Here is a 17161-nt window from a genome sequence, read left to right as displayed (position 1 = left end):
GATAAACAATAATCGCTTAATATGAAACTAACGCTGAAAATAAGTTTTCTCCTGAAAAACGAATCACATCGTTACAAGGTAAACCTGTTTCCTCAGACACTTTCGCAATTTCTTGTTTTGCACTTTCATCATCCAGTTCAAAGGTATTTAAAGCAATACCTCTGACTTTTACCTTACCGAATGCACCTGCACCACTCGCTAGCATTTCGTAGAGTTTGATGATCTCCGTGAGAGGAGGAATTTTGATATCTGGAAAGTTTTTAATTGCAGTTTGTCTGGCGCGATGGACTAGAATTAAGTCTGTCGGTTGACTTCCTCGTAACAAAGGTAAGACGGCAGTTGAACCAGGATGAAGGAGTGAGCCTTGTCCTTCCACAAATAACCAGTCATAATCGGTATCTCCTGCATCTAAGACCAGTTTTTCCACCGCACCCGCAGCAAAATCAACGCGGATTGCATCTAAAGGAATCCCCCCACCACTCAGCATCATTCCCCCTTGTCCAGTGGCGAGAAATTTGGTGCGATAGCCTTGTTGTTGGGCAAGTTTCACTAATTCTAAACTGGTGGACATTTTGCCAATAGACATATCTGTCCCCACGGTTAAAATTCTCTGACAAGACAAGAATCTTGCTTTACCACTGCCAATTCCTAGCCCAGTGGGTTCTTCTCTTACATCCCATATCCATTGACCTGATTGTAATGTTAATTCTTCTGTAAATAGAGAACGGATGGGAGTATGTAAGCCATTAACTAACGATACCCCTGCTTTGACAGCTTGTTTGATCTCTTCTTGCCAAGCAAGGGGGAGTTGTCCACCAGAGGGGGCAATTCCAATTAATAACACATCTGGATGATAAGTAAGGGCAGCACTGACATTTTCTACAATCGGAACATCACGTTGGATTCCTCTGAGATCCGCTAAGGATTCCCCCACACATTGCTGATCAATAATCGCCGCGATCGCTGCTTCGCTATATCTTAAGAAAGTTAAGCCGGTTTTGCCATGTTCCCCACGAATCCCTTCATGGAGTAAAATCGCCACTCGATGGTCTGGTGTTAGCTGCATGATACGTCAGTCCTAGTCCAGGTGAGGTGTTGGGTTGTAAATATCCGTTGTTTAAAACTGCACCCTCAAAGGGATCATCTTTGAGATTGAGATGACTGTCTAAGTCGAGGTAATCGGCTAAACTGCCAAGATGTGCCATTGCTGTATTCGCGATCGCGCTGTCAGAGTAACAACCATACATCACTTGTAACCCACAGGCTTGAGCGGTGTAAACCATTTTCAAAACTTCGGTGAGGCTACCCGCTTTCATCAGCTTAATATTAATCCCTTGCACCTTTAACTCAGCCAGTCGGGGAATATCTTCACTGGTGAAACAACTTTCATCAGCAAAAATCGGTAAGGGAGATTCCTTAGCCAAAAGAGGGAGTTTTTCGTCAGCAGTCACAGGAAGCGGTTGTTCAATATAATCAACATTATAGTTGGCTAACCAGTAACTCATGGTGATCGCTTGCTCTAGCCTCCATCCCCCATTAGCATCAATGGTAAATTTGGCATGAGGTGCATTGTCATATAGAGTTTGGAAGAGTCTTTGATCCGCGTCTAAGCCTTCTGGACTGCCCAATTTTACTTTAATCCGTTTCCCGCCCGTAATGCTTTGCCAGTTTTCTAAGCGTTTTTTGCCGTCTTTCGGGGAACTAATCCCAACGGTAACGGAAATGGGAACACTATCAGGAGCTAGTCCTAAAATTTGCCAAACCGGAAGTCCAGTGCGTTTTCCGAGCCAGTCGTAACAAGCAACATCGATCGCGCTGCGAATTGCAGAAGAAATCTTGGCGGTTTTGAGTTGAGATTGAATGCGCGATCGCGCCAGAGGAGTCATTTCTTGTAACAGGGGAATCACAGCCTGTAACTGTTGCTGTAAATCTGCGGTAGTTTGTCTCACCCCGCCACCAATGGAAAAGGGAACAGCCTCTCCCCAGCCTTCAATCCCTTCCGCTTCAATTTTTACCCAGAGATTAGTAGTTGTACTGGTTGTTCCCCGAGAAATGGTCAAGGGAAAGCGTTTTTGCACCGTAAACGGTTCAGCAGTGAGCTTCATTTGTAAATTTTTTGTTAAATCTCTTTACAAAACTTAACTTATCAGCTATAGTGGATTCTAGGTTGTATGAAAAAGGATTAAATTAATGACTACAGGAAAAGGCTCTATTGTTGACGATCAAGGCAAAATGAACAACTTTGCAGTAGAACCTGATGTTTATGTGCAGGAAGAATCCCGCGCTGGTTTTACTGAATATGCAGAACGCCTTAACGGTCGTTTAGCCATGATCGGATTTGTTTCTTTACTAATTTTAGAAGTTGCAACTGGACACGGACTCTTCGGTCAATTTTAGTTAACCCTATACATAACTAATAAAAAGTGGTGTTGGCAAATCTGACACCACTTTCGAGCTTAGCTAATCTTGTAGATCACTGCGCCATCATCAGCACGGTTATCGATCGTTAGCAGATTCTTTTGCATTAAATACTGAACCCGACTTTCAATTTTTTCGTACTCTTCATCTACTTCGAGAAAGATTTCAGCTAAGGTTGCGCCCTGAGTTTCTTTGCAAGTTCTTAAAATCGCGCGATCGACATCTTTATCCGTTAAGGGCTTCTTCTCTTTACTTTCAAGATTCGCTTGCGGTGCGTTACTTTTTGGTAGATTAACCACAATACTTTCTGGTGTTTGATAAAAACTTGCTTCATTCGGTTGATATCCGTAAAGCGCTTTAATTTTCAAATTTTCTTCATCGATCATGCCAGGAATTAAAAACAAATCAAGAAATTGACCAATTCCAAAAAAGCCCAATGTAATTAAATAGAAAAACCCCGAAAAGTATCGCCTTGCATATAAGCGGTGAATCCCACACACGGACAGGAAACAAAAACACCACAACGCATACGCTGTCGGATAACTTCTTTGAGGGACAATTTTACCAGACATTTTTTTCCACTCCCAAGGTTTCCAGTTTAAAGGTTCGCGTTATCCCAGTTACCAAAACTTAGCTAATACAGTCTGAAGAAACTTAATGTTCAATTTTAAAACAGCTTAATCAGTGGAAAACTGGAATTACAGTAACTCTGCTTTATTTTCATCTTAGCGTAGTGAGTTATGCGCTGAGTTCAGCACTTAGCCAATTCCTGAATTGTAACCTCAACTACAAATTGATAAGCCAAATTAGTTTTTGAGTATATTTCTTGGGAAATTTGGGAAAATACAAGATGATTCAATTCTTCCTTGAGGGGCGTAAAATCTTAGATTTCCATCATCATCGCAAAGCCACACTTCTTGCGCCCCCTTAGCCAAATAAATATCAATTTTTTCTGCCATTTCTCGTTCAGAATCAGAGGGAGAAAGAATTTCCACACAAATTTCTGGTGCAACTGGTAACGGTGTCATTTCTCCATATTCTGCAAAAAAAGTGGGGTAACTCCAAGCCACATCTGCAACTTTTACCCCTTTTCTGGTATCAATTGAACATCGCAAATAAATCTCTCCCTCTTTCCCAGACTCAACGAATATTAAACTGATCTTATTGCATAGCCTTCCATGACGATTAGATGCGGGGCTCATTTCAATTTTGCCATATTCATTCAACTCAATTTTGAAGGGCAAATCTTGTAAACTAGGATGTTCAATTACTTCTTGCCATTTCATAAGAGCGGCTCTTCTATAGCAGTGCTAATTCTTATTAATAATAATTCCATCTCGAATACCATTGTAGTAGGTTGGGCATTGCCCACCCTACTGCATCGTATAAATTGGGAACTCCTTTCTAGATAATTCGGAAAATAAAAGGGTATTTATAAGTCTTATAAGGATTGGTCAATACTTGCAAAATACCAATAATAGGCATAATCAAATTAACTAAACCTAAAATTCCTAAAAGTATCCAGCCAATTAAAACTAAAGTTAAAATACTAAAAATGATTCCATAAATCAATAGATTCAATTGGAAGTTCAGAGCTTCTTTTGCGTTTTCTTTCGCAATTTCATCTTCCGTAATCAGAATAATAACAATGGGAATGCCAATAGAAACCACTAAAGCACTAAAAAAGATGGAACCGTGGGCAAGTGCAGAGAGAAGTTTGCGCTTATCGATATCTTCAGCCATGATCTTGAATTTAATGTTTATTGAGACGACGATAAACAGTAGCTAGCCCTTGATTGTCTCCCACATTGCCAGGGAATAAGACTACGGGAAGACTGGGAAACTGGGGATGACTGTCTGGGGTGCGAACCAAAGAACAACCTGGCAAAATTTGTCCTAGAAGTCGCGCTGATTGTAAGTTTAAACCATCACTCAAGACATCATTAGAGGTAATGCCCCCTTTACTAATCAAGAAACTAATCTCTTGGGGAAGTCCGCGCACAATATCCATCAAAAAGGAAGAAACTTTCACCCCAAACTCAAGACGTTCTTGGGTATTTTTAAATTGTAATTCTTCCCGACTGGTATAAATAACGGGAGTTTGCTGTTGTTCGTGGGTTGTTTTAATTTGATTGAGAACTGCGGTTAATTGTTCCTCTCTCGTTTCTGGAGAATCGCGCAACGCTTTGACATCAACTTCAATTCCTGTCACACCAGACTCTTCTAAAAGGGCGTAAAGTTGGGCGGTTGATTTTTTCACATGAGACCCTACTAAAACCACCCCTGGCTTTGGTGTGGCATCATATTGTCCCATTTCTTCGGCGGGAATGGGCTGCGGTCCCAGTTTAGCTAGAGACGTTAATAAACTGGCTGCACTGCGGAATAAAAAGCGTTTTCCAGCGTGGGTTGCTGCGAGAACATCCGATGCGAACTGATCTAAGTCGTTTTGCGTTTCGCTATCCACCGCCACACACTGATTATTTTTGAGGGCGAGTAATCGGTCTTTATTTGATCCCTGACGGATCTCAGCGATTGTAAAACGTTCCACCTGTTCTGCTTTAATTTTGCCATGAGTTTTCTCTTCTACATAATTGGGAAGATAGCTATAGGAGTAACCAAAGACAGAATCTTTTGCAAATTCAGTTTCATGAACAGGAATTTCTCCCTCATCTGAAACAATGTAGTGAATGCTATCTCTGGTAATGCGTCCCCCTTCAAAAAAGGCAGGGGTGAGAAAATGGGCATCAAAGGGACCTAATTCTTCAGCGATAACATCGGTTTCTAAGGGATAATGTCCGCGTAAGGTAGAGTCAGACCGACTCACGACTAGGAAATCTGTGATATTTTCCGCATTCAGTGCCTTTTTGAGATTTTGACAGACTTCTCGCGATCGCTGCGCTGCATTTTCAGGAGATAAAGCCCGAGTATTGGTCAAGACAAAGAAAATAGAAACGTCATCTTGCAGTCCAAGGCGTAGAGTTTCCACATCCCACTGCATTAACAATAAACAACTGTGTACGGTTTGAGAACCAGTGGGGTCATCATCAAGGACTATAATTTTAGATTCCGTGGTCATGGTCTGTTAATTCATGGCAATACCATTACTACATTAACTTGTCACATAACGCTGATAAAGTTTTTGCACAGTTTTTAACACTTTATCTAGAGAAGACGTATTTGCTGGATCGTATTGCTGCACTTGCGTTAGGAGTTTGGCTTCTTCATTTGCCATTTCCCCGTCACTATAAATTAATCCGCTAATGGCTTCGATTAGATCTTCGTATGCTTGCTGGCTGGGATATCCTCCAAAGTATTCTTCTAACCACTGATAACATTCTTCAGGTCGGACTGTTTTTAATTCGTAGAGTAAAGCCCGAATTTCGGGATCATCAGCGAGTTCATGTTTCTCTGCGGTTTTGATTAAATACTGACGTTCTTCGGGTAAAAATTTACCATCAATCCAAGCTGCACCAATTAAGATTTTAAGTAAGCGTTTGGAATGATCCACTTCTTGTTGCATAGTTACACAGGGGGCTGATTGAATCCTCCCTGATTTTAGCGGAGTTTTTGACTGAAAATTGAAATCTAGTTTACTGGGAAAATAGTTTATAAAGAAGGCGAATGAGGGCGGTAACTGAAATTGCCCCAGCACTGGCGACAAGCGCAATAACAAGAACGATCGCGCTGGGAAGATTATGGAGAGGCGGAATGAATAAGACCACAGCCAGGGTAATCCCCCCAATAATGAGAAAATCAAACTTTTCAATCAACCGTTTCCACTGGGCGTAAATCAAGCCCCCCATACTCATTCCCCAAAGCCCGACACTAATACTGGGTAGAGAAAAAAGACTACTAAAAGCAATTAATAACAGCGCCCCTTCTAAGCCTGTAAAGCCCGCCGTCGCCAGCAGTTCCCATAAAGCAAAGTGAGGTGTTTTCGTTCTCGGTTGAAGATCTCGATCAGTCGCTTCTGATGAGGCTGGTGTTTCCGCAACAGCGATGTTGTCTTCTTTGAGGGATGTTTCCACTTCAAGGGGAGTGGCGGGAGAGGCTTCTGGATCAGGAGGCGCGATCGGTTTTTCGTTTTCGGATTGAACTACAGTGGATTCTTGCGTTGACCGAGCGGGGATTTCTTCCGATGCTTCCACGGGAGAAGAGTCCGATTCCCAATTTTGCTGATTGAGGGGTTGTGTGTTTTCCACAGACAGAGAGAGTAGTGAATGCCAATCTGCGGGTTGACTAAAGACTTCATCCTCTGCGGGATCAATCTCGATCGTTTCTTGTCCACTGTCTTGATCGGGATTGTTTTTTAGGGAATCATATTTTCTGACGAGAGCCTCCAGATGAGATCCTTGCCTAGTCTGTTGATGGGACTGACGCTGTAAGATTTTTAGAACCGCTTTTGCTGAAGGAAGTCGGTCTTTGGGGGTCGATAATAGCATCCGATCCAAGAGAGCAGCTAGTGATTGACTGATCTCAACCTCTTTACGCCATGTCCATTGATTGTGATAAGAATCGTATAATTCTTGGATGGGTTTTCCAGTGAGTAAACGAACACAAGTCGCTGCTAGGGCATATAAATCAGTGGAAGGATAAACCTGTCGTCCTTGCATTTGTTCCGGTGGGGCGAATCCCATCGAATAAATCCCAGTGGAGTAATTACTGGTACTTGCTCCCGTGACTCGTTTTACTGCTCCAAAATCAAGGAGATATAATCTTCCAGCGCGATCGCGCATAATATTGGAAGGCTTAATATCCCGATGAATTGAATTATGTTCATGAACAAATTGCAACACCTGCAACATATTTTCTAAAACGTCTCGCACTTCTTCCTCACTCAATTTTCCTTTTCTCGCCACTTCTTGAGAGAGGGTTTCGCCATTAATATATTCTTGAACAATATAAAAAAACTGTTTTTCCCCTGATCCTTCTTCAGGCAAAATTAAGGGGAAAAACGCATATAAATCAGGAATTTGGGGGTGTTCGTTCCCCAAGGTTTCTAAAACTTCTGCTTCTCGGGCAAACAAATCTTGGGCAATCTTCAAAGTTTTTTCATCAAAACTATTAGACGGTTGAAATTGCTTAACCACACATTGTCGAAGTTTAGTTGTATGGCGATCACAGGCAAGATAAGCTGCGCCAAAACCGCCTTTTCCTAACAGCTTTTGTGGAATATAGCGTCCCGCTAAAATTTGGGGCATTCCACAAGCGTTACAGTATTTTTGTTGAGCAGTTTGTAACTCAGACCGATCATCTAGTTCTGAAAAATGATTAATAGGTTGGGAACAGTCTGGGCGCGTGCAGTAAGTTTCCATGGGACGGATGAAATCATAATTTCTAATTAGCTTATTTCAGAAGGCGGAGAATTTTCAATGTCCGATGTGGGTAAGGGGCGTTGTCGAGGATAATGTCCTGGTGGAGGAGTGAGTTCATCGCCAGTAAACCAGCCATTGGTACAAAATTGAGGCAAAATTTCCTTAATAAATGCTTCTGCTGCCTTAGAACGATAACGATTGGGATTAATAATTAAAGAGAGGGTTCGTTTCACCACAACTTCTTCAATATTAATACGATAAAGTGTTCCCATTTGCAGTTCTTTTTCGATCGCGGAGACGGAAGCAAAGGCAACCCCTAACCCAGATTGAACGGCATTTTTGATCGCTTCAATCGAATTTAATTCCATCTCTATGTTGAGACGTTTCGGGTTAATGCTCGATCGCGTTAAAACTTGGTCAATCACTTTCCGAATCGTGGATTGAGAATCGAGGGTAATAAAATTGAGTTTGTAGAGATCTTCCTTGGGAATGGCTTCTTCTTTTGCCATGGGATGGGAACTACCCATAATCAACGCCAGTTCATCTTCCGCGTAGGGAAAAATTTGCAGGGTATCATGTAATTCTGTGGGCACTTCCCCGCCAATAATGGCGAGATCCACTTGTCCATTTGCCACACTCCAAGAGGTGCGACGAGTGGAATGCACTTGCAACTGTACCGAAACATCGGAATATTTTTGTCGAAATAAGCCCAACATTCGCGGGAGAAGATAAGTTCCCGTCGTTTGCGAAGCCCCAATTAATAGTGTCCCCCCTTGTAAGTTTTGCAGGTCTTCAATGGCGCGACAAGTTTCTTGACACAAAGAGAGGATTTTCTCGCCATAGGTCAGTAACAGTTGTCCTGCTTCTGTCAGTTGGGCGCGTCGTCCTCCTCGATCAAATAAGGGTACATTCATCTGTCGTTCTAAATTTTGCACCTGAAGGCTAATGGCAGGTTGGGATACATACAGTGTATCTGCTGCTCGTTTGAAGCTACCTTCAGCAGCGATCGCTTTTAAAATTCGCAGTTGATCGAGAGAAAACGGTATGTCTGACATCTTTTCGCCAAAGAGAGGAGAATACAAGGATTAATTAAGAAATAAAGGAACGTTTTCAACAAAGAGGATAATAATCTCTTCTGAATTGACAGTAACACGAAATCACAACGGTTTTAGCAGGAAGACTGACGAAGAATCGGCTAGGATAAGAAAACAAGGCAAAACTCTGGTTTTTAAGACATGAATGGAGAACACTGGTTCACAACAAGTCATTGGATCATGTTAGGGTTACTATTAGGATTTGCAATCGCTCATAGCGGTTTAGCTGCACTCCGCCCTTGGGGCGAAAAAATCATCGGGGCGCGGTTATACCGAGTCGGATTTGCCTTGGTTAGTCTTCCCTTAGCTGTTATTTTAATTGTTTACTTCTTCAATCATCGGTATGATGGCTTGCAATTATGGCAAGTGCAAGGTCAGCCTGGCATTTTTACCACAGTTTGGGTGCTCTCAGCCATTTCCTTTCTGTTTCTCTATCCTGCTACCTTTAACTTATTAGAAATTGCAGCGATTGATAAACCGCAAGTTCATCTTTATGAAACAGGGATTATTCGCATCACCCGTCACCCCCAAATGGTCGGACAGGTGATTTGGTGTATTGCTCATACCCTCTGGATCGGAACGTCTTTTACCTTACTCACCTCCTTGGGATTAATTGCTCATCATTTATTTGCCGTTTGGCACGGTGATCGTCGCCTCGCATCTCGTTACGGGACTGCCTTTACAGAAGCCAAACAACGGACTTCGGTCATTCCTTTTTTAGCGATTCTGCAAGGTCGTCAAACCTTAAAGTTACAAGAATTTCTCCGTCCCGCTTATCTTGGTGTTGCTTTATTTACTTATGGACTCTGGTTAGCCCATCCTTGGTTGATGCAAGTGACGGCAAAGGTTAATTTTTAAAAGTGACCAGTGATCAGTGATCAGTGACCAGTGACCAATGACTAATGACTAATAACCATTACGCCTTGATTTCCCAATCCAACGGGCTGCAATGACACCCCCTAAGAAACCGAATAAATGTCCTTCCCAAGAAATCCCTGCTTGTGTCGGGAGGACTCCCCAGATGAAACTACCGTAAAAGATACTAACAATAATCGAAAGCGCGATCGAAGGGGCATTGCGCTGAAAATACCCGCGAAAGAGTAAAAACCCTAAGTAACCAAAAATTAAAATACTCGCCCCAATATGAATCGAACCACGCTGACCAATTAACCAAACCCCAAACCCCCCTACCAGCATCGTTACGCCCGTTACGCGCCAAAAATCTTTGGTTTCCTGCAACATCACCAGCCAACCCAAAGTCAAAAAAGGGACGGTATTAGCAATTAAATGGGGTAAATTTCCGTGTAAAAAGGGGGCAAATAAAATCCCCCGTAACCCTAAAACCTGACGGGGGGCAATACCAAAGTGATCTAAAGAGTAAGACTGGAGGAGGAATAAATCAATTAATTCTACTAACCAAAAAACAGTTAAGAGTCCGAATAAAATGGTCAGTTGCTGTTTAAATTCTTCGACAGTTCCTTTTGTATCCTGATAGCGCGTCATGTTTCAAATTCAGTGAGGTAATGGTTTCTACAGATCAATCGGGAACACGGGTCAGTTTAGGGACCTGAAAAGACTGCTGCTTCAATATCTTCACGACTTAAGGAGTAGGGAAAAGAACGAGTTAAGTCTCCATTATTGTCTCCTGCATTAAGATAAGAAACTGTAATTTCTTCTACGTCTAAAGCAATTTTTGCTTGCCATTGAGGCGTTTCAATAGACCAACAGTGTAATTCTTCTGGATCTTGTTTACAACCGAGATTATCTAACCATTCTTCAATCAGTGGTAAGGGATGATTATATAACGGAGTATCGGCAGAGGGAAAATTCATAAGTTGAGTAAAGATAAGTAAGGTTTAATCAGAGTCGAGGTTTCAGAAATTTGAGGCACTCGAAACGCACCTTCGCCACGAGTAAGACCAATGATAATTACTAAGAGGATACAACCGAGGAAGGTCACGCCTAGAATGAGTAAGACAAAAATTTCCCCAGAAGAAAGGGGGCGATCGCTGCTGTCGAGATAAGCGCTATCTACTATTTTACGAGGACTTTTCTCACGCGCCTGAAAGTGAAGTGGCGATTGGATCACGTTTAAGCGAGAATAACCAATTTGATGATCGTAGAGGGCGCGGAGTTGGGGGTTACTCAAGGTCGCATAGGCTTCATTGAGGGCTTGAAATTTTGCTTTTGCCACATCTTGGGGTAATTCGGTGGTGTCTGGATGGTACTGTTTACTCAGTTCTCGATAAGCTCGTCGAATTTCTAAAGCCGAGGCGGAAGGATGCAATCCTAAACGCCCATAATAACTATCAGCGAATCGTTTTGAGATAGCAGTGGAAGGATCGGTTGCTGCCATTGTTGGAGTTGAAAAAGTTAAACGTAACCTGAGTTTAAGTTAGTCGATTGTTTCTTTCCCCCATTTTGACGGCGAAAGGGGGTTAATCGCAAGCGCAAGCCGTTGATTGCGGATCATCTGACTAGCTAAAAAAGGTTGTCCGTTGTTTGTAGTTTGCCACTGATTCTACTAAACCGATCGCCATAAAATTCATTAAAATCGCAGAGCGACCATAACTCATCCAGGGAAGTGGGAGTCCTGTTACAGGAGCTAGTCCAATCGTCATCCCAATGTTAACAAGGACTTGAAAGATAATCATAGAAAGAACTCCGATCGCGAGCAGAGAGCCAAAATTATCTTTTGCCTTCAGCGCAATCACCAGTAAGCGCACACAAACCAGCCAAAACGCCAGCACCAGCCCAAAACTACCCATAAACCCTAATTCTTCCCCGACTGCACTAAAAATAAAGTCGGTATGCTGTTCGGGAATAAAATCGAGTTGGGTTTGTGTTCCTTGATGCAGTCCTCGTCCCCAAAGTTCCCCGGCTCCGATCGCGATGCGGGATTGAATTAAATGATAGCCTCCGCCAAGGGGGTCTTGATTCGGGTCTAAAAAGAGGATCAGACGGTCTTTTTGGTAATCTTTGAGTAAGTTCCAAAATAAGTTTCCTAAGCCCCCAGAGATAAAATTGAGCGCGATCGCGCCACATCCCGATAATAATCCGCCAGGTAAGGTGCGCCAGGCAATCACAAACATCAATCCCGCCCAACCCAGCCACGCGGGAATATAGAGATTAAATAAGAGAGCAGCGACCGCAGGAGAGACTAACAGTAGCAACCAACCGAAATTCGCATTCGCCCAATACAGCATTCCCAGCGCGATCGCGCCAAAGACTAAGGATGTTCCTAAATCGGGTTGTAAAAAGACCAATCCCCAAGGCACAGCCACCACCAGTAACGCTCGCAACATTGCTGGTAAGGTCTCGGCGGGACGACGATGGAGGATGGCTGCCAGAGTGATAATAACTCCCAATTTGGCAAATTCCGAGGGCTGTAAATTAAACCCACCGATGGTGATCCACCGTTGCGCCCCTTTTGCAGCAACGCCAATGACCAAAACCGCAAGCAAGGAGAGATTGGTGAAGCCATAGACCACCCAGACGTAAGACAAGAGTTTTTCATAACGCCAACGAGCAAGGAAAAGAACAATTGCCACGCCAATTCCTCCCATGACCCAGTGCTGTAGGGCATTATTGCTGCTTTCGTTGAGTTGCGTACTGGCAATCATTAAGCCACCCCAGAAGGTAATTCCCATAATGAGGAAAAGTAAAAACCAGTCCATTTCCAGCCAAGGGCTGATTAACTGCCGCAAACTGAACTTTTTGAGAGACTGCTGAGCCATGGTTGAGGGATTAGGTTAAAGCGACCACAGAAATTTTAGCAGCCACTTGTTGCGCGATCGCGCGCAGAGCTTGGGCCGATGCGGAGTTGGGATGGGAAATCACAATGGGAATTCCGCGATCGCCCCCTTCTCGCAAAGAAATCTCTAAAGGAATACAGCCAATTAAAGGCACATTCAGTTCTTTAGCTGCTTTCTCACCGCCACCAGAGCCAAATAAATCATAGCGACGATCAGGCATATCGGGGGGGATAAAATAACTCATATTCTCCACCAGCCCTAACACATTCACATTCAGTTGCTCAAACATTTTTAGCCCTCTTCGTGCATCCATTAACGAGACATCTTGAGGGGTCGTAACAATTACTGCACCAGACATGGGAACCGCTTGCGCGAGGGTCAATTGTGCATCGCCTGTACCGGGGGGTAAATCCACCACTAAGTAATCTAACTCGCCCCAATTCACTTGATAGAGAAACTGACGAATAATGCCGTTAAGCATGGGCCCGCGCCAAACCACAGGCTGATCAGGGTCAATCAAAAATCCCATAGAGACTAACTTCACCCCATGATTAAACGCTGGCTCTAACACTTCTCCTTGGGGCGATTCTTGCACTCGCACTTTTGCTTCTGCTAACCCCAGCATACTCGGCGCATTGGGGCCATAAATATCGGCATCGAGCAAACCCACTTTTGCTCCTGTCTGCGCTAGAGACACGGCTACATTCACCGCAACGGAACTTTTCCCAACACCGCCTTTACCGCTAGAAACAGCAACAATATTTTTCACTCCAGGCACGGCTTCTCGATCAGGAAGCGACTTCTGTTGCGGGGTTTCTGAAGTGACATCCACCTCCACGCTTTCTATTCCAGGTAAATCCTGCACTGCTTTTTTACAATCATCCACAATCATTTCTTTGAGCGGACAAGCGGGAGTCGTTAAAACGAGGGTAAAACTCAATGCTCCATTATCTAGGTTAATATTGCGGATCATGTTCAGTTCTACCAGACTTTTTTGCAGTTCTGGATCTTGAACTGGGCGCAGTGCTTCTAAAATTGTATTGGTATCTGTCATTGCTGGCTCGTTTTTGATTTCAACGGGTTAACTTTTGATCAATCTATTTAAACTGATCGTAACGGCAATTGGGACTGATATGCTCTCCTTGTCAATAAGCATCTTTGCAAGGTTCGATTGATGAACAGCATTAATTAAGTAATCGCTATGGCACGTCAACGCAAAAAATCTGATTTACCCACAAAAACTTGTGTTGTCTGCGGTCGTCCGTTTACTTGGCGCAAAAAATGGGCTGATTGTTGGGATGAGGTGAAATATTGCTCTCAACGCTGCCGACGAAACAAAGGGAAAGTATAGATCGATCTTCCCCACCTACTTCGTTGAGGTGGGGGAATTCCCGCTCACGTCAGTTAAAGGCTAATTTTGCTTCGTTTTCATCCAATTTCTTGTCCCAAATGATTGACAGGCTTGGGCTGCAATTTTGGAAGCAGACGCGATCGCGCTCTCGAAGTTTTCTTGTAAAATATAGTGACAAAATGCCCCATGAAAAATATCTCCTGCGCCTAAAGTATCAACCGCAGAAATTTTTGGGACTGGGATTTCTCCTTGGCTTTCTGGGGTTTGATAAAGAATCGGTTTTTCTCCTTGCGTAATTGCAGCATAAGAGACACCAATCTCTTTTAGATAGTCAAAAACATCCCCTTGATTTTGACAGTTGGGCGGGTAAAAATTAGCCGAACAAATAGCATAATTAGTATCAGGTAAAACCGTTTCAAATCCTGTTTTCCAGCTTCCTCCATCGACCACAACGGGAATCTTTTTGGCTTGGGCTTGTTGCGCGATAATCGCACTCACCGCCATCTGATGACCATCAATTAAAACTAAATCAACTCCTGATAAAATATGATGAGGAATTTGATTAGCTTCAGCTTGACAACGAACTGCATTGAGAGAAATAACCGCGCGATCGCCGCTCGTTTCAGTTACAATAATTGAAGATGTGGGTGGCGTTTCGTTCCAGTTCGGTTGTAAGTCTTGATGTTCAATTTGCTGCTGGTCTAAATCGGCTTTAATTAAATTCGTAATGGGATGATTTCCTAACACAGATAAGAGTCGCGAATGATTCCCTAAATAACTAAAAGCAACACTAGCGTTTGTAGCAGGTCCCCCAGCAGAAAGGGTACTATCTACTGCACTTAATTTTTCATTGGCTTCTGGAAGATGTGGGGCGAGATAAATTAAATCGAGGGTTGTTATTCCCACAAATAAACCACAGTTAGACATAATTAATTACTCTAGTAATTTTGCTGTTTCTTAGATAAACTTTTAATTGAAATACTCAAACCCACTCTCAAAAGATCAGTCAAATGCCAGAACAAAAACATCCCCGAGAAAAACAAGACCGAGAAATTCTTGAACAGCTTTTTCAAGAAGCAATCACTGATCATAATTTAGCAGAACTTGCCCGTTTACGCATTCGTTATAAAAATTTTCCTGGGGCGAAGTCCTTACAAAAAGATTTAGATTTACTCCTACAGCAATGGGAGTTAACAGAAGAAGCCTTATTTGAAAAAACTCGGGAAATCCATCAAAAAAGAAGAGTTTATAATGCTGGCGGAATGGAAGAAGAAGATTGGAGTTGATTCCTTTCTCGCCTTACAAAGGGGGGCTAGGGGGATAATTTGCAATTGATTTAGGATTACTATAACAGATCACAAAATCATAAAAAATGACCTTGCGCGATCGTTTTTACTTGTCCTCCCACTTGGATCTGATCGCTATTTGTTTTTAATAAAAGGAGAGAAGGACGGTTGATTTCATATCCTTGTTCTACTCTCACTTGTCTCATGTTTTCTTCATTAGAAAAAAAGTTCTGTTTTACTAGATAAGCAGCTAAGCAACCATTCGCACTTCCCGTTGCTGGGTCTTCGGGAACACCTAAATAATCGGAAAACATTCGCGCACACAAATCATTTTCAGGGGAATGGGTTTCAGGACAAAAAACAAAAAGACTTTTCGCTTGTAAGGATGCAATCAGTTGATAATAGGCTTCTAAATTAACTTGAATCTTCTTTAATGTGGCTAGACTTTTAACAGGAACAATTAAAAATTCTAGTCCCGTTGAAACTTCTTGAATGGGAAAATTAGAGTCAATTTCTGCTTCAGAAATGTTTAAAACAGGTGCGATCTGATCAGGAGAAACTATCTCACCAAACTGGGGAGCGTTTTGTTGCATCCAGAGGACTTCTTCTCCTTTTGCTGTGGTTTCCCAAGTGACTGGAATTTTCCCTGCTTTTAAGTTAAGTGTCACTTGATTAAACCTTTCTTTTTCCGAGGAAGACATTAAGGTTTCTCGGATAATATAAGCTGTTCCTAAAGTGGGATGACCTGCAAAGGGAAGCTCTTGATTTGGCGTAAAAATGCGGACATCGTAACTATTATCAGAATCAGCAGAACGGGTGATAAAAGTTGTTTCCGAGAAATTGATTTCTTTTGCTAATTCTTGCATCGCGCGATCGCGCATTTGACTGGCTTCTGGAAAAACCGCTAATTGGTTTCCCGTATAGCGATCAATGGCAAAAACATCAACAATATAAAACGGATAATTCATATAGGAGAGGGTCAGAATTAATAAGGACTGCTGAAAAAGGTTCGGACTTTATCTAAATAATTGGGAGCATCTTCTAGCATCGGGAAATGAGCCGTTTTTGGTAACTCAAAATACTCAATTTTCTCGCGGTTGAGACTGGCTGCTTGTTGAGCTAAACGGGTAGGAATAATAATATCTTTTTCGCCAGCAACGAGTAAGATGGGAACAGAAACTTGGGCAAACGCATCAGGCATAACTGTTGCAGCGTGTTTACTAACCGCAGTGTAGATTGTTCCTGCTGCTGCTGCTTCATCTGCTAATAAATAGTCTTCTAAAAAGGCTTTTCTTTCGGCTGCGGGAATGGGACGATGGAGAAATCTGGCGGTAAATAATCGATCCATTGTTGGCAGTTTGGATAACCAATTAAAGCGGAGTTTAACCACATACGTGCCAGCAAAATGAAAGAGTTTAAACGTGATGGGATTATAGTTAAAAATGCCACTACAGGTGAGAATTGCTTTTTCGACTTTTTCAGGATAACGAGCAATAAATAAAGTCGCTAAGGATGCACCCATAGAATGAGCATTGAGATAAACTTTTTCTAGGTTTAATTGGTCTAAAAGAAGGACTAAATCTTCCGCATATTCTTCCATATCAAAGGAAGTAGAATGAGTTTCAGGTAAGCGCGATCGACCAAACCCCCTAATATCATAAACTAAGCAATCAAATTGATCGCTGAGTGCGGTAGCGGTGCTTTTCCAATATCGTCCTGATCCGCCCCAACCATGTATAAAGACTAAGACAGGTTTTTTCTCTCCCGCACTGGGCTGACAAACCCATTCATAATAATGATCAACGCCACGAATACTAATTAGCATATCCTTTGCCAATCCCATGAATCAACGCTCAAATAGTATAGCAAACCCTAACTTCTACTCATTTCAATCCTCATTTGAACTCTCCACGGATTAAAATCGCGTGGATTCCAAACGTTG

Annotated in this window: 21 protein-coding genes; 4 read left to right on the top strand and 17 right to left on the bottom strand. The window is 42.5% G+C overall.

Going from position 1 to position 17161, the window contains the following annotated elements; all coding sequences use genetic code 11:
- Window positions 1-16: 16 nt before the first annotated feature.
- Window positions 17-1066, bottom strand: a complete 1050-nt coding sequence (locus tag PCC7418_RS13575) for a DUF1611 domain-containing protein (RefSeq protein WP_015226758.1) — start codon at window positions 1064-1066, stop codon at window positions 17-19.
- Window positions 1023-2105, bottom strand: a complete 1083-nt coding sequence (locus PCC7418_RS13570; RefSeq protein ID WP_015226757.1) for a dipeptide epimerase — start codon at window positions 2103-2105, stop codon at window positions 1023-1025. Before PCC7418_RS13570 ends, PCC7418_RS13575 begins: the two co-directional genes overlap by 44 nt.
- An 85-nt stretch (window positions 2106-2190) precedes the next feature.
- Here PCC7418_RS13570 and PCC7418_RS13565 point away from each other — a divergent pair, with 85 nt between their 5' ends.
- Window positions 2191-2397, top strand: a complete 207-nt coding sequence (locus PCC7418_RS13565; protein WP_015226756.1) for a chlorophyll a/b-binding protein — start codon at window positions 2191-2193, stop codon at window positions 2395-2397.
- A gap of 59 nt (window positions 2398-2456) precedes the next feature.
- On the opposite strand, the gene PCC7418_RS13560 is transcribed toward PCC7418_RS13565, so the two are convergent.
- From PCC7418_RS13560 to PCC7418_RS13530, 7 genes are all read right to left on the bottom strand, one after another.
- Window positions 2457-2990: a TM2 domain-containing protein gene (locus PCC7418_RS13560; RefSeq protein WP_015226755.1), complete on the bottom strand. Its 534-nt coding sequence runs from the start codon at window positions 2988-2990 to the stop codon at window positions 2457-2459.
- Between the two features lie 234 nt (window positions 2991-3224).
- On the bottom strand, window positions 3225-3704 hold the full coding sequence (locus PCC7418_RS13555; protein WP_015226754.1) for a Uma2 family endonuclease: 480 nt from the start codon (window positions 3702-3704) through the stop codon (window positions 3225-3227).
- Between the two features lie 118 nt (window positions 3705-3822).
- The gene (locus PCC7418_RS13550) at window positions 3823-4161 is read right to left on the bottom strand and encodes a DUF4870 domain-containing protein (RefSeq protein ID WP_015226753.1); all 339 of its coding nucleotides are present in this window, start codon (window positions 4159-4161) and stop codon (window positions 3823-3825) included.
- A 10-nt stretch (window positions 4162-4171) separates the two neighbouring features.
- Window positions 4172-5494, bottom strand: coding sequence for a four-carbon acid sugar kinase family protein (locus tag PCC7418_RS13545; protein ID WP_015226752.1), 1323 nt, complete (start codon window positions 5492-5494; stop codon window positions 4172-4174).
- Between the two features lie 33 nt (window positions 5495-5527).
- Window positions 5528-5938 (bottom strand): TerB family tellurite resistance protein, encoded by a 411-nt coding sequence (locus tag PCC7418_RS13540; protein ID WP_015226751.1) that lies wholly within the window; start codon window positions 5936-5938, stop codon window positions 5528-5530.
- Window positions 5939-6008: 70 nt separating this feature from the next.
- Window positions 6009-7733: a serine/threonine-protein kinase gene (locus PCC7418_RS21265; protein ID WP_015226750.1), complete on the bottom strand. Its 1725-nt coding sequence runs from the start codon at window positions 7731-7733 to the stop codon at window positions 6009-6011.
- 26 nt (window positions 7734-7759) lie between these two features.
- A complete protein-coding gene (locus PCC7418_RS13530; RefSeq protein WP_015226749.1) occupies window positions 7760-8788 on the bottom strand; it encodes a LysR family transcriptional regulator in 1029 nt (342 codons plus the stop codon).
- Between the two features lie 180 nt (window positions 8789-8968).
- Here PCC7418_RS13530 and PCC7418_RS13525 point away from each other — a divergent pair, with 180 nt between their 5' ends.
- Window positions 8969-9685, top strand: coding sequence for an NnrU family protein (locus PCC7418_RS13525; RefSeq protein WP_015226748.1), 717 nt, complete (start codon window positions 8969-8971; stop codon window positions 9683-9685).
- A 48-nt stretch (window positions 9686-9733) separates the two neighbouring features.
- Here PCC7418_RS13525 and PCC7418_RS13520 read toward each other — a convergent pair whose 3' ends face one another.
- The 5 genes from PCC7418_RS13520 to PCC7418_RS13500 form a co-directional block, all read right to left on the bottom strand.
- A complete protein-coding gene (locus PCC7418_RS13520; protein ID WP_015226747.1) occupies window positions 9734-10330 on the bottom strand; it encodes a rhomboid family intramembrane serine protease in 597 nt (198 codons plus the stop codon).
- Between the two features lie 56 nt (window positions 10331-10386).
- The gene (locus PCC7418_RS13515) at window positions 10387-10659 is read right to left on the bottom strand and encodes a DUF3143 domain-containing protein (protein ID WP_015226746.1); all 273 of its coding nucleotides are present in this window, start codon (window positions 10657-10659) and stop codon (window positions 10387-10389) included.
- Window positions 10656-11183 carry a J domain-containing protein gene (locus tag PCC7418_RS13510; RefSeq protein ID WP_015226745.1) on the bottom strand — a complete coding sequence of 176 codons (528 nt, stop codon included), beginning with the start codon at window positions 11181-11183 and terminating at the stop codon, window positions 10656-10658. Before PCC7418_RS13510 ends, PCC7418_RS13515 begins: the two co-directional genes overlap by 4 nt.
- A gap of 121 nt (window positions 11184-11304) precedes the next feature.
- Complete coding sequence (gene rodA, locus PCC7418_RS13505) at window positions 11305-12564, bottom strand: rod shape-determining protein RodA (protein WP_015226744.1); 1260 nt, start codon at window positions 12562-12564, stop codon at window positions 11305-11307.
- 10 nt (window positions 12565-12574) lie between these two features.
- Window positions 12575-13636: an Mrp/NBP35 family ATP-binding protein gene (locus PCC7418_RS13500; protein ID WP_015226743.1), complete on the bottom strand. Its 1062-nt coding sequence runs from the start codon at window positions 13634-13636 to the stop codon at window positions 12575-12577.
- Between the two features lie 147 nt (window positions 13637-13783).
- Here PCC7418_RS13500 and PCC7418_RS19920 point away from each other — a divergent pair, with 147 nt between their 5' ends.
- On the top strand, window positions 13784-13933 hold the full coding sequence (locus tag PCC7418_RS19920; RefSeq protein ID WP_015226742.1) for a DUF2256 domain-containing protein: 150 nt from the start codon (window positions 13784-13786) through the stop codon (window positions 13931-13933).
- 60 nt (window positions 13934-13993) lie between these two features.
- Here PCC7418_RS19920 and PCC7418_RS13495 read toward each other — a convergent pair whose 3' ends face one another.
- Window positions 13994-14860, bottom strand: a complete 867-nt coding sequence (locus PCC7418_RS13495; RefSeq protein ID WP_015226741.1) for a sugar kinase — start codon at window positions 14858-14860, stop codon at window positions 13994-13996.
- Between the two features lie 83 nt (window positions 14861-14943).
- Between PCC7418_RS13495 and PCC7418_RS13490 the strand changes: the two genes are divergently transcribed.
- Entirely contained in the window at window positions 14944-15219 is a 276-nt protein-coding gene (locus tag PCC7418_RS13490) for a DUF3288 family protein (RefSeq protein WP_015226740.1), read from the top strand.
- A gap of 77 nt (window positions 15220-15296) precedes the next feature.
- Here PCC7418_RS13490 and PCC7418_RS13485 read toward each other — a convergent pair whose 3' ends face one another.
- Together PCC7418_RS13485 and PCC7418_RS13480 are read right to left on the bottom strand one after the other, a co-directional pair.
- Complete coding sequence (locus PCC7418_RS13485; RefSeq protein ID WP_015226739.1) at window positions 15297-16187, bottom strand: PhzF family phenazine biosynthesis protein; 891 nt, start codon at window positions 16185-16187, stop codon at window positions 15297-15299.
- Between the two features lie 17 nt (window positions 16188-16204).
- Complete coding sequence (locus tag PCC7418_RS13480; protein ID WP_015226738.1) at window positions 16205-17062, bottom strand: alpha/beta fold hydrolase; 858 nt, start codon at window positions 17060-17062, stop codon at window positions 16205-16207.
- Window positions 17063-17161 lie beyond the last annotated feature (99 nt).

It is taken from the genome of Halothece sp. PCC 7418 (assembly GCF_000317635.1).
Lineage (GTDB): Bacteria > Cyanobacteriota > Cyanobacteriia > Cyanobacteriales > Rubidibacteraceae > Halothece.
Note: the sequence above shows the minus strand (reverse complement) of the source record. Positions and strands in the feature narration are given on the sequence as shown.